The following is a 12,081-nucleotide window of genomic DNA, read 5'->3' on the forward strand; positions in this document are numbered from 1 at the left end:
AAGGCCACCGACAGTCCCGGCCCCTACGCGCCGACGGCCGGGCAGGAAGCCAGCACACCCAGCAGGCCGGGCCGTTCCAGCGTCGTGGTGGTGAAGCCGTTGGCATGCAGTTCGGCGGGTACCTTGGCGGCGAGTTCGGCCAGCCGATCGGCAGGAGGCTCGTAGAACAGCCCGAGCACCCCGCCGGGGGCCAGCAGCCGCCTGACGACGTCGAGCTCGACGGCGGCGGGCCGGGTCCAGAACAGGTTCACATTCACCGCGAAGATCTTGGCGAACGTCTCGCCGAGCCCGTCGAGCCCGGCCAGTTCGTCGACGCGGAAACAGGCGAGCCCGGCGTCGATGTGACGCTGGTTGCGCCGGGTGGCCAGTGCGGTCAGCGTCACCGAGCGGTCGACGCCGAGCACACGGCCGGTCGTGAGCGACTCGCACAGCACCTCGACGGCCACACCGCTGCCGCAGCCGATCTCCAGGACGTGGTCGGCGGGGTCGACGGCCATGCTCGCCACCGCCCATCGCAACCGTTCGGGAACGTTCACCGGAAGGGGCGTCATGCCGGGAATGTACTCCGGACGATCCGGCAAGGGGAGACAAGCGGGCGAGCGCCGTCACCACCACGTAAGATCCCGCGCCCGCCCATGGGCGTAGCGTCTGTGGGATGAGGAGCGAAGCGGGCGTGCCCGCGTGGGCCGGAGCCCTGGCCGGTGTGGTGTCGGGCGCCGTCGGCCTGGGCGTCGCACAGGCGGTGGCCGCGGTGATCAACCCGTCGGCCGCGCCGGTGGTGGCGGTGGGCGACGCCGCGGTCGACCTGTCCCCGGCCCCGCTGAAGGAATGGGCGATCGCCACGTTCGGCGCCAACGACAAGGCCGTCCTGGTCGGCGGCATCCTGGTGGTCCTGCTCGCCCTCGCGGCCGGTCTCGGCATCCTGGCCATGCGCCGCCCCGCGTACGGCAGAGCCGGGTTCACCGTCGTCGGCCTCGCCGGGCTGGCGGCCGTGCTGACCAGGCCGGACACGGGCCCGCTCGACCTCCTGCCGACCCTGCTCGGCATCCTCGCCACCCTCTGGACCCTGCCCCGCCTCCTACGCCGCGCCCAAGGCCCCCAAACCGCACCCATCCCCCAGACGGAGCCCACCCGCCAAACCGAACCCACCCCCCAGACCGAACCCACCCCTCAAACGGAGCCCGCCAGCCAAACGGACCCCGCCGCCACCCACGCAGCCCAGCTCCCGCCCGTGATGCGCCCCACCAGGCCCGTCCCCCACACCTTCGACCGCCGTTCCCTGCTCACCGGCGCGGCGGGCGGCCTGGTCGTGGCCGGTGTGGGCGCGGGCGTGGGGCGCCTGATCGGCGGGCGTCAGGTCGCCGAGACCGCACGGGCGACGATCGCCCTGCCGAGGCCCGCGCACCCGGCCGCGCCGCTCCCGGCGGGAGCCGATCTCCGGCTGGACGGCCTGGCCTCGTTCGTCACCCCGAACCGTGACTTCTACCGCGTCGACACCGCCCTGGTCATCCCCCAGGTCGATCCGGCCACCTGGACCCTGCGCGTGCACGGCCTGGTGGACAGGCCCGTCGAGCTGAGCTTCGCCGACCTGCTGAAGCGCCCGCTGACCGAGGCCGACGTCACGCTGACGTGCGTGTCCAACGAGGTCGGCGGGCCGTACGTGGGCAATGCGCGATGGCTCGGCGTCCCGATGGCCGACGTGCTGCGCGAGGCGGGCGTCAGGGCGGGCGCCGACATGCTGCTGTCGACGTCGGCCGACGGCTGGACCTGCGGCACGCCGGTCGACGTCGTGATGGACGGCAGGAACGCGCTGTTCGCCGTCGCGATGAACGGCGAGGCGTTGCCCGTGGCGCACGGCTTCCCCGTACGCCAGGTGGTGCCCGGCCTGTATGGCTATGTGTCGGCCACGAAGTGGGTGGTGGACGTGAAGGTGACGAGGTTCGACGCCGACGAGGCGTACTGGACGCCCAGGGGCTGGTCGGCCAAGGGACCGATCAAGGTCCAGTCGCGCATCGACGTGCCGGGAGGCGGCTCGCTCGCGCCCGGCCGTACGGCGATCGCGGGGGTGGCGTGGGCGCAGCACACGGGCGTGGAGGCGGTGGAGGTACGCGTGGACTCGGGCGCGTGGCAGCGGGCCCGCCTGGCTCCGACGCCCGGCCCCGACACCTGGCGGCAGTGGTCCTACGACTGGGACGCGACGCCGGGCGAGCACACGATCGAGGTACGCGCGACGGACGCCTCCGGCCGTACCCAGACCGAGGAGCGCATGCCTCCGGCGCCCGACGGAGCCACGGGGCTGCATGCGGTCAGCGTCCGGGTCGGCTGACCGGCTTGGGGGCGTTTGCGCTGGTACGGCCCTTGGCTTGGGGTGTGGATGTGGCCGACTTGGCCGCCAGGACACGTCGCTCGCCCTACGATCGGTCGTCAACTGACAGGAGGCATGGACGTGTTCCGCGACGACTACCGCGGCGTCCGGTGGAGCCTTCCCGAGGGGCAGTACAACCCGGTGGTGGCCGACGGGGTCAGATGGCGCGACTACGAGCGCGCCGCTGACGCCGCGGATCTGAGCCCGCCACCGCGTCCAGACCCCGCCTCTCCGGTGCCCGCTCCAGGACCCGATTGGTTCGACCTGCCGGACCGGCCCCCACGGCTGGCCGACTGCCGTCCCTACGGCGTGAAAGGCGGGCTGGCCAGGCCGGACCCGCAACTGGAGGAGGACCTCGCCAAGGCGGTGCCGCCCGAGGCCCGCTTCCCCGATCCGCGTGGCACGTGGATCAGGCTGATCAACGGCTCGGGCCCGGCCGAAGACCCCTTCCGATCGAGCAATTCCGCCGACTGCGCGCTGGCCGTGCTGTCGACCTGGCACGGCGAGTCGGTGGTCGCCGCGCCCAGGCAGCCCGAGTACGACAGGGTGGGGCGGCCGTTGCTCACAGGGGAGAGCGGTGCGACGGCCAGGATCGAGAGGTGGACCGGCCAGGCGTTCGAGTGCGCGGGGCAGGGCCGTCACGCCTACCCCTTGGTGGCCAGGAGGCTGACCGAGGCGGGACACGGCGCGGCGGCCGTCCTCGTGGTGCGCTGGCCGGGAGGCGGCTGCCATGTGTGGAATGCCGTCAACTCGGGCGGCGAGGTCATCTGGATCGACGCCCAGCGCGGCCACATGGCGGTCGAGCCGCCCTACGGCTCGGTCACCGGCGTGTTCTGCGTGATCATGGACAGGAAGGGCGAGCCGAGGTGAACCTCGACCAGGCCAGAGCCATAGCGGAGGAGTACTTCAACGGCGTGCGCCCGGCCGACGAGGCGGTCCCCGTCGGCCTGCACGGCTTCAACGAGGGCTATGTGGCCTGGGCCCGCGAGCCCGAGCCAGAGGACCTCGCCGTCCTGCCCGACACCCTGGGCGGCGGCTGTGTGGTGATCGACAAGAGCACGGGCGAGATCGTGATCAGGCCCCTGCTCGATCCCGAGACGGTCGCCGAGCAGTGGCCGGGACGCCACACCCGCTGACGGCCGAAGGGCCGGGCGCCACCCCCATCCGGCGCCCGGCCCCTCGACCCCTCCCGCTCAGCCGCCGGCCAGCGACCCCACGATGGAGGCGCGTGCCGCCTTGCGCGCCGGAAGCACCGCGGCCAGCACGCCCGCCAGACCCGACAGGGCGATGAACGCCAGCACCTGGAGCACCGGCGCCACGAACGTGGCGTTGTCGCTCATCGTCTGCACCGCGGCCCAGCCGAACACCGCCCCGAGCGCCACCCCCACCAGCGCCCCGATCAGCCCGAGCACGAACGCCTCGACCGAGAGCATCCGCCGCAACTGCGGCCTGGTCAGCCCCAGGGCCCGCAGCAGCGCCGACTCCCTGGTGCGCTCGTGCACCGACAGCGACAGCGTGTTGGCGATGCCGAGCAGCGAGATGAGGATCGCCAGACCGAGCAGCCCCGTGATGATCATCAACATCATGTCGAGCGCCTCGTCGAACTCCCCCCTGATCTCCGTCGAACTGGCCACCTGCACGGTCGGGTACGGCTGCGCGACGGCCTCGACGATCTTGCGTGCCGCGTCGGGATCGACGCCGTCCCTCAGATTGACCATGACCTGCGCGTCGGGCACCTTCCCGAAGTAGGAGGCGAAGTCGCGTTCGGGCACGGTCAGCTCGGGCAGCAGCGACCCCTCGGTCTTGAAGATCGCCGCGACCTTCACCTCGGCCTTCCCGTGCTCGGGCGTGGCCAGGGTGAACGTGCCGCCCACCTTGACCCCGAGGTCCTTGGCCGCCCAGTCGACCAGGGCGATCGAGCCGGGCCCGAAGTCCTTCATCGATCCGCTCTGCAGACCGGCCGCGGTGTTGAGCGGGCCGCTGAACGTGCTGACCGTGTAGGCCTGCTTGCCGATCTTCGCCTCGGCGCCGCGGATCTGCACGACGGAGGTCAGCTCGGCCTTCGTCCGCAGGGCGGAGGCGACCTCCAGCGGGATCGTGGAGTCGTTGCCCTGCGTGGTGAGCATGTAGTCGACGGGGAACTGCCCGTCCAGCCGATCGGTCATGGTCACCCTGGCCGACGCCGTGACGACCGAGATGAGCGTCATCAGCGTCACGCCGATGGTCAGGGCGATCGTCGTGGTCGCGGCCCGCCTGGGATTGCGGCCCGAGTTGTCGACCGCGAGCCTGCCGGGCACGCCGAACGCCTTGCCCGGCAGCCAGCCGACGAGCGCGCTGAGCGGCTTGACGATGACCGGGCCGAGGATCAGCACGGCGACGAACGTCAGCGCGCCGCCCGCCGCCACCACGATCAGCGCGTCCTGACCGGGCTCCTTGGTCACCCCGAACGCCGTCGCGGCCACGCCCGCCAGCAGGAACAGCGCCGCGAAGAGCGAGCGCAGCACGCCGGTGCGGAACGTCTGCTCCTCCACCTGGGTCCGCAGCGCCGCGATCGGGGCCACCCGGGTGGCGCCCCTGGCGGGCAGCACGGCGGCCAGCACGGTCACCAGCACGCCGACGACCAGCCCGACGACGATCGTCCTGGGGGCGAGCGAGGCGCCCACACCGACCGGGATGGGCGCGCCGGTCCCACCGAGCACGACGAGCGCGAGCGCGCCGAGGCCGTAGCCGACCAGCAGGCCGAGCACCGACGACAGCAGCCCGACCACGGCCGACTCCAGCAGGATCGAGCCGAAGATCTGCCTGCGCGTCGCGCCGATGCAGCGCAGCAGCGCCATCTCCCTGGTGCGCTGGGCGACCAGGATGTTGAAGGTGTTGTAGATGACCAGCGCCGCCACCATCATCGAGATGACGCCGAACATCAGCAGGCCGAACGTCAGGAACTCGGTCTCGAGCCCCACCTCCTTGGCCAGGTGCGAGGCGAGCTCCGCACCGGTCTTGGCACTCAGGCCCGAGCCGACCGCGGTGGCGACGCTGTCGCGCAGGCTCTGCGCGTCGGTGCCGTCGGCGGCGACCACGTCGATCTCGGCGAAGTTCGTGACGCCGGTGACCTCGTGCGCCTTCGCAGTGGTCAGGCCGACGCCGCCGGTGTAGGCGAGCTCCTGGTCGGTGCCGCCGTCGAACAGGCCGACCAGAGTGAACTCGTGCCTGGCCTGGTCCTTGCCGAGCACCGTCACCCGGTCGCCGACCGCGAACTTCTGTGTCCTGGCCGTGTTGGTGTCGACGACCGCCTCGGTGGCCGAAGCGGGCGTGCGGCCCTCGGTGATCGTGGTGCGGTTCAGCTGTCCGGTGCTGACCGAGACGACCGTCGTCGGCTGGCTGCCGATGGCCTTGCCGTCCTTGCCGAGCAGCGGGGCCGGGCCGCGTACCAGGCCCTGGGCGTCGGCGACGCCGGGCAGGGCGCGGACCTTGGCCAGCGTGGCGGGGGACAGGACCGGGGGTTCGCCGCCGCGCCCGCCCGGTTGGGGGATGACGGCCACGTCCACCTTGTCGGCCTGTGCGGTGATCTTCTGGGCGAACCCGGCGTCGATGCTGTCGGTGAGCACGAACGTGCCCGCGATGAAGCCGACGCCGAGCGTGATCGCCAGCGAGGTGAGCAGCAGGCGCAACTTGTGCGCCCTGAGCCCGGCCAGTGTGGTCTTCAGCACCGGCTCAGACCTCCAGCTTCATCAGCGTGTCGTGCACGGACTGCGGCGTGGGCTGGTTCAGCTCGCTGACCAGCAGACCGTCCCGCAGGAAGATCACCCGATCGGCGTAGGAGGCGGCGACCGGGTCGTGGGTGACCATGACGATCGTCTGGCCGAGCTCACGCACCGAGGTACGCAGGAAGGAGAGGATCTCGGCGCCGCTGCGCGAGTCGAGGTTGCCGGTGGGCTCGTCGGCGAAGATGACCTGCGGCTTGCTGATCAGCGCCCTGGCCACGGCCACACGCTGCTGCTGGCCGCCCGACAGCTCCGTCGGCTTGTGCCTGAGCCGGTCGCGCAGGCCGACGGTCTCGATGACCCGGTCGAAGAGCAACTGGTCGGCCTGGCGTCCGGCGATCTCCAGCGGCAGCCTGACGTTCTCCTCGGCCGTCAGCGTGGGCAGCAGGTTGAACGCCTGGAAGATGAAGCCGATGCGGTCCCTGCGCAGCAGCGTGAGCTGCTTGTCGCCGAGACCGGTCAGCTCCACGTCGCCGATGTGCACCGAGCCGGACGTGACGGTGTCCAGACCGGCCAGGCAGTGCATGAGGGTGGACTTGCCCGACCCCGAAGGGCCCATGATGGCCGTGAACGCGCCCGTGGCGAAGGCGACGTCCACCTCGCGCAGGGCGTGCACCTGGGCGTCGCCCTGGCCGTAGACCTTGGACAGTCCCCGCGCCACGACGGCTGGCGGTGCTTGGCGGCGGACATCGGTGACTGCGGTCACGTTCACTCACTCCTACGAAGGGGCCGGATTCGACGTCACCAACGCTAGAGCGGGCCCATGGCCCGGACCTGGGCCTTGAGGAGGGACTTCGGGTGCGACTGCGGTGGAACGCGGGGTCGGCCATTCGGCCGATCCGGCGCCTCGCCTCAGCCCTTGGGACGATCGGCGGGCACGATCAGCCCGGCCTCGTAGGCGTGGACCACGACCTGCGCGCGGTCGCGCAGGTCCAGCTTGGCCAGCACCCTGCCCAGGTGCGTCTTCACCGTGGCCTCCGCCAGGTCGAGGCGTTCGGCGATCTCGGAGTTGGACAGCCCGCGCGCCACCAGCAACATCACCTCGCGTTCGCGTGCGGTGAGGGCCGCGACGTCGCCCGGCTCCTTGTGCGGGCCGATCGGCAGATGGCTGGCGAAGCGTTCGAGCAGCCTGCGCGTGGTGCTCGGCGCCATGACGGCGTCGCCGCTGTGCACCGACCTGATCGCACTGACCAGGTCGCCGGGCGGCACGTCCTTGAGCAGGAAGCCGGAGGCGCCCGCCCTGATCGCACTGAAGGCGTACTCGTCGAGGTCGAACGTCGTCAGGATGAGCACCCTCGGCCCGTCCTGCCCGGCGCAGATCAGCCGGGTGGTCTCGACGCCGTCCAGGCGCGGCATGCGCACGTCCATGAGCACGACGTCCACCTCGGTGTGCGTCAGCAGGTCGAGCGCCGCCCGGCCGTCGCCCGCCTCGGCCACGACCTCGATGTCGGGCTGTGCGCCGAGCACCATGCGGAAGCCGGTGCGCAACAACTCCTGGTCGTCGACCAGCATCACACGAATGCTCAAGCTCGGACCTCCACGGCTCTGCCGGTTTCGCGGGGATTCATCGGGATCAGGCCGCCTTGGCCGAGGGTACGGGCATCGTCGCGCACACCTGGAAGCCGCCTCCCGTCCTGGGTGAGGCCGAGACCGCGCCGCCGTACATGCCGACGCGTTCGCGCATGCCGACCAGGCCGTGGCCGCCGCCGGTGGTGCCGGCCGCGACGCCTCTGCCGTCGTCGGTCACCCTGACGGTGACGTCGCGCCCGCCGTAGGTGAGCTCGACCGTGGCGCTGACCTCGGGGCCGCCGTGCTTGAGCGCGTTGGTGAGCGCCTCCTGCACGATGCGGTAGATGGCGAGCTGCTCGCCTTCGGGCAGGTCGACCGGTGTGCCGGAGACGGTGAGCACGGCGGGCACGCCCGACCCCTCGATGAGGTCGGGCAACTGCCCGAGCCCCGGCTGTGGCACGTACTCCGCCGGAGTGCCCCCGTCCTGGCGCAGCACGCCCACCATCCTGCGCATCTCGGCGAGCGCCTCCCTGCCGGTGCGTGAGATGTTCTGTACGGCGATGCGGGCCTGTTCGGGATCGCTGTCGATGGCATATCCGGCGCCGTCGGCCTGGACGATGATCACGCTGACGTTGTGCGCGACGACGTCGTGCAGTTCGCGGGCGATCCTGGCCCGTTCGGCGGCGGCGGCGAGCATGGCCTGCTGGTCGCGTTCGAGCTCGGCGCGTTCGGCGCGCTCCTCCAGGCCTTCGAGGTATCTCCTTCGCATGCTGGCGTAGATGCCGGAGATCCAGATCGTCATCGGGATGACCGACATCGCGACGAACACACTCAGCCGAGGCGTCTCCACATGGCTGAGCCCGAGGAAGACGCCCAGCTCGGTGACCAGCAGCGAGGCCACCGCCCACGGCCGTGAGCTGCGCGAGGCGACGGAGTACATCGCCACCAGCACGGCGACGTTCGGCGCCAGCGGCTCGGTGCCGGACAGCCACTGCGCGAAGCTGGTCAGCGCGATGACGGCGTAGACGGCACGCGGATGGGTGCTGCGCCACAGCAGCGGCGCGAGCAGCAGCACGCACAGCATCGCGTACCCGGCCACGTCGAGGATCTCACGCCCCTCGGGCGGCTGCGCGCCGATGTAGGTCAGCCCGAACAGCAGGCAGAAGGCGACCAGCGGCGTCATGAGCAGGACGTCGACCAGCCTGGTGTGGCGCCGGGACCAGGCGCGAATGCTGCCGAACACACCATCAGGCTACGTACGGGCAGAGGATGCGCCTTCCACCCATAGGTGGAGGTGCGCATACGACTGTGGTCGCACATCGGCCGTGCTTACGCGGTCCTTACGGCCCGTTGGGCAGAGTCTGTATTGGGAGCGCCTTCGGGGCGAGTAAAGGGAGATCGTGATGGCGGATCATGATCGTGATGCCGGGTCGCGCGGCGAAGAGGAAGCGTCGCGCGACCCATTGGCCGAGCAGGCCACCGTACCCGAGCAACCGGTCCACGGGCGCCCGGACCCCGACCCGCAGGCCTCGCCGCCGCGGCCGTCGGAGACCGGACCCGTGGCCGGCTCCCGCCAACCTCCGGGCGGCGCCGGTGACCGTGTGCCGCCGCGTGACGGGTTCGGCGAGTTCGCGCGCAGGCACTCGACGCAGCTGGTCGGGGTCGGGCTGATCGCCCTGCTGGTCGGCGCGGTGCTCGGCGGGGCCGGTGTGATCATCCTGGGTGGGCTCTTCGATCGGCTCGGGCCTCGCGGTGGGCACGAGGTGATGCGCGAGTGGCGAGGGCACGCGCCCTTCGACCGCGGAATGCCCCGTGGCAGGGGTCAGGCGGAGTTCTGCTCGTCGAACCCGGAGGGCGGCTGGTATTGCGTCATGCCGCGTGAGGATCGGTTCTTCCCGCCGCCGGGCCGGATCATGCCCCCGCAGCCGCCGTCCGCTCCCAGCCCCGGCCCGGTGAGCCCTAGTCCGAGCAGCACGGGCACCTGAGCGAGCGGGCGCACGTGGGGCCGGTGGGATTCGAACCCACACTGTAAGGCACCTAAAGCCTTCGCCTCCTGCCGTTGGGCTACGGCCCCTCTACGCCTTGCCGCCCTGCCCGGCGGGGGTGTCAGCCCCTTGCCGGACGCCCTGATCTTACAGCCCAACGCCTCATGGCGACCACGCGTTCGCCCCGCCGCCGCGAGACGGCGGGGCCCGCTCAGGCCAGGCCGAGCTTCTTCTTCAGCGAGGCCACGTGACCCGTCGCCTTCACGTTGTAGAGCGCCAGCTCGATCTTGCCGTCGCCGTCGATCACGAAGGTCGAGCGGATGACGCCGACGACTTCCTTGCCGTAGAGCTTCTTGGGCCCGTAGGCGCCGTAGGCCTTGTGCACGTCGAGGTCCGGGTCGGACAGCAGCGGGAAGGTCAGCGCGTCGTGCTCGGCGAACGCGCGCAGCTTCTCCGGCTTGTCCTTCGACACGCCCAGCACCACGAACCCGGAATCGGTCAACTGCCCCAGGTTGTCGCGGAAGTCGCACGCCTGCTTGGTGCAGCCTGGCGTCATCGCGGCTGGGTAGAAGTACACGATGACACGCTTGCCCCGGTAGGCGGCCAGCGACACGGGGTCGCCCTCTGCTGCGGGTAGCGTGAAGTCGGGCGCGGCGTCGCCGGGTGCGAGCTTGGTTTCGGTCACGAACTCCTCCTGAGGTTCCGTGGCCAACCTACCGGCCTGCCCGGCGTGCCGTACGTTGGTGCGACCTGACAGACTGATCACTTGACCACGAGGGGAGTGCCATGTCCGACATCGATCCCGATGAGCTGGAGCGGCGGATCGCGCAGACGCGCACGGAGCTGGCGCAGACGGTGGACGCCATCGCCGACCGGGTGAGTCCCAAGCGGGTCGCCGAGCGCGGCGTGGCCAAGGTCAAGTCCGACGTGGGGCAGTTCGTCGCCTCGGTCGGCGACCTGGTGGGCGTCACGCCGAGGCCGGTCACCTTCGGCGACGACCCGGACGACCTGTGGGACGACGAGCGGCCGAACCTGGCGCCGTTGCTGATCGGCGTGGGGGCCGTGCTCGTGGTGGGGGCCGCGATCGTGCTGTTCCGACGCCGCCGCCGATAGGCTCGGCAGCCCGTTCGGCCGGTCGCTCAGAGCCGATCGCTCAGAGCCGGTCGCTCAGAGGGCCGGTCGCTCAGAGGGCCGGTCGCTCAGAGGAAGGTCCTGCCCTCGCCGCGGTAGGTCGGGACCTCGTCCACGCGCTCGTCGCCGTCCACCAGATGCAGGCTCGCGAACCGCTCGCACATCTCGCCCGCCTTGGCGTGCCTGAACCACACCCTGTCGCCGACGCGCAGGTCGTGCGCGGCCTGCCCGAGCAGCGGCGTCTGCACCTCGCCCGCCCCCTCGTCCGGCGCGTAGGTCAGCCCCGCAGGAAGGTACGGCTGGGGCAGCCTGCTCGGGCCCGCCGCGCCGGAGGCGGGGTACCCGCCGCCCAGCACGGTCACGACGCCGGGCGACGGCCGCCTGACGACCGGCAGGGCGAACAGCGCGGCCGGCCTGCCGGTGAAGGCGCTGTAGTGGTCGAACAGCCTGGGATGGAAGAATCCCGATCCGGCCGCGACCTCGGTGATCGCCTTCTCGCGCACGGTCCGCTCGATGCTGCCGGTGCCGCCGCCGTTGACGAACTCCAGGTCGGCATGCTGCCTGACGGCATTGACGATACGGCCTCGCCGTACGATCAGCTCTCTGGCCGAGCGGCTCTGCATGAGTCTGACAACGCGGCTCATGGCGGCGTTGCCGGGCACCTCGTCGCCCACGCCCGCGATCTGCGCCTCGTAGGCCATGAGCCCGGCCAGCCTGAACCCGGGGCGCTCGGCGACGGCGGCGGCGAGGTCGGCGGCCTGCTCGGGCTCGCGTACGGGCGATCGCAGGGCGCCTGCCCTGAACCTGCCGCCGAACGCGACATATCCGGCGTCGATGTCGAGGCTGAGCCTGATCTCGTGGTGGCCCGGCGGCAGCGCCTCCTCGATGAAGTCGAGGTGTTCCAGCCTGTCGACGGTGACGGTGATCTCGCGTGCCGCCCTGGCGTCGGCCCCGAGCTCGGCCAGCGCCGCACGGTCGGCCGTGGGATAGGCGACCAGCACGTCGGTGTGCCCGCACGCGACCAGCCACAACGCCTCGGGCAGGGTGAAGGCCATGATGCCGCTGAAGCCGTCCATCGCCAGGATGCGTTCGAGCACGGCCCGGCTCCTGATCGACTTGCTGGCCACCCTGATCGGCTTGCCCGCCGCCCGCCGTACCAGGTCGGTGGCGTTGGAGCGCAGCGCTGCCAGGTCGAGGATGGCGAAGGGGGCCTCCAGGTCGGCGGTCACCCGGTCATAGCGCTGGCGGTCGTCCATAGCAGCAGCGTAACGGGCTGATGTCCGGTTGAACATGAGTGGGTGTCACATTAACTCCCTCGCCGTCCATCCTT

At 71.3% G+C, this 12,081-nt stretch carries 12 protein-coding genes and 1 tRNA gene; 5 read left to right on the top strand and 8 right to left on the bottom strand.

All coding sequences use genetic code 11. From position 1 onward, the window contains the following. Positions 1–23: 23 nt before the first annotated feature. Positions 24–551 carry a methyltransferase gene (locus ACTWNK_RS10390; protein WP_474303674.1) on the bottom strand — a complete coding sequence of 176 codons (528 nt, stop codon included), beginning with the start codon at positions 549–551 and terminating at the stop codon, positions 24–26. A 104-nt stretch (positions 552–655) separates the two neighbouring features. Here ACTWNK_RS10390 and ACTWNK_RS10395 point away from each other — a divergent pair, with 104 nt between their 5' ends. The 3 genes from ACTWNK_RS10395 (at position 656) to ACTWNK_RS10405 (ending at position 3,501) form a co-directional block, all read left to right on the top strand. Next, positions 656–2,326 (top strand): molybdopterin-dependent oxidoreductase, encoded by a 1,671-nt coding sequence (locus ACTWNK_RS10395; protein ID WP_474303675.1) that lies wholly within the window; start codon positions 656–658, stop codon positions 2,324–2,326. Positions 2,327–2,440: 114 nt separating this feature from the next. Continuing rightward, positions 2,441–3,235 carry a toxin glutamine deamidase domain-containing protein gene (locus ACTWNK_RS10400; RefSeq protein ID WP_474303676.1) on the top strand — a complete coding sequence of 265 codons (795 nt, stop codon included), beginning with the start codon at positions 2,441–2,443 and terminating at the stop codon, positions 3,233–3,235. Continuing rightward, positions 3,232–3,501: a hypothetical protein gene (locus ACTWNK_RS10405; protein WP_474303677.1), complete on the top strand. Its 270-nt coding sequence runs from the start codon at positions 3,232–3,234 to the stop codon at positions 3,499–3,501. Before ACTWNK_RS10400 ends, ACTWNK_RS10405 begins: the two co-directional genes overlap by 4 nt. Positions 3,502–3,558: 57 nt before the next feature. Here ACTWNK_RS10405 and ACTWNK_RS10410 read toward each other — a convergent pair whose 3' ends face one another. The 4 genes from ACTWNK_RS10410 to ACTWNK_RS10425 all read right to left on the bottom strand — a co-directional run bounded on the left by ACTWNK_RS10410 (position 3,559) and on the right by ACTWNK_RS10425 (position 8,878). Then, the gene (locus tag ACTWNK_RS10410) at positions 3,559–6,072 is read right to left on the bottom strand and encodes an ABC transporter permease (RefSeq protein ID WP_474303678.1); all 2,514 of its coding nucleotides are present in this window, start codon (positions 6,070–6,072) and stop codon (positions 3,559–3,561) included. A gap of 4 nt (positions 6,073–6,076) precedes the next feature. After that, complete coding sequence (locus ACTWNK_RS10415) at positions 6,077–6,832, bottom strand: ABC transporter ATP-binding protein (protein WP_474303679.1); 756 nt, start codon at positions 6,830–6,832, stop codon at positions 6,077–6,079. A gap of 146 nt (positions 6,833–6,978) precedes the next feature. Beyond that, the gene (locus ACTWNK_RS10420; protein WP_474310880.1) at positions 6,979–7,638 is read right to left on the bottom strand and encodes a response regulator; all 660 of its coding nucleotides are present in this window, start codon (positions 7,636–7,638) and stop codon (positions 6,979–6,981) included. Positions 7,639–7,699: 61 nt separating this feature from the next. Then, positions 7,700–8,878 (bottom strand): sensor histidine kinase, encoded by a 1,179-nt coding sequence (locus ACTWNK_RS10425; RefSeq protein ID WP_474303680.1) that lies wholly within the window; start codon positions 8,876–8,878, stop codon positions 7,700–7,702. A gap of 160 nt (positions 8,879–9,038) precedes the next feature. Between ACTWNK_RS10425 and ACTWNK_RS10430 the strand changes: the two genes are divergently transcribed. Continuing rightward, positions 9,039–9,620 (top strand): hypothetical protein, encoded by a 582-nt coding sequence (locus tag ACTWNK_RS10430; RefSeq protein WP_474303681.1) that lies wholly within the window; start codon positions 9,039–9,041, stop codon positions 9,618–9,620. Positions 9,621–9,635: 15 nt separating this feature from the next. Here ACTWNK_RS10430 and ACTWNK_RS10435 read toward each other — a convergent pair. Next, positions 9,636–9,709: transfer RNA gene (locus ACTWNK_RS10435), tRNA-Leu, on the bottom strand. 122 nt (positions 9,710–9,831) lie between these two features. Beyond that, positions 9,832–10,305 (bottom strand): thioredoxin-dependent thiol peroxidase, encoded by a 474-nt coding sequence (gene bcp, locus ACTWNK_RS10440; RefSeq protein ID WP_474303682.1) that lies wholly within the window; start codon positions 10,303–10,305, stop codon positions 9,832–9,834. A 101-nt stretch (positions 10,306–10,406) separates the two neighbouring features. Between bcp and ACTWNK_RS10445 the strand changes: the two genes are divergently transcribed. Next, positions 10,407–10,733 (top strand): DUF3618 domain-containing protein, encoded by a 327-nt coding sequence (locus ACTWNK_RS10445; RefSeq protein WP_474303683.1) that lies wholly within the window; start codon positions 10,407–10,409, stop codon positions 10,731–10,733. A gap of 86 nt (positions 10,734–10,819) precedes the next feature. Here ACTWNK_RS10445 and ACTWNK_RS10450 read toward each other — a convergent pair whose 3' ends face one another. After that, a complete protein-coding gene (locus ACTWNK_RS10450) occupies positions 10,820–12,007 on the bottom strand; it encodes an amino acid deaminase/aldolase (protein WP_474303684.1) in 1,188 nt (395 codons plus the stop codon). Positions 12,008–12,081 lie beyond the last annotated feature (74 nt).

It is taken from the genome of Nonomuraea sp. IBHARD001 (assembly GCF_056106265.1).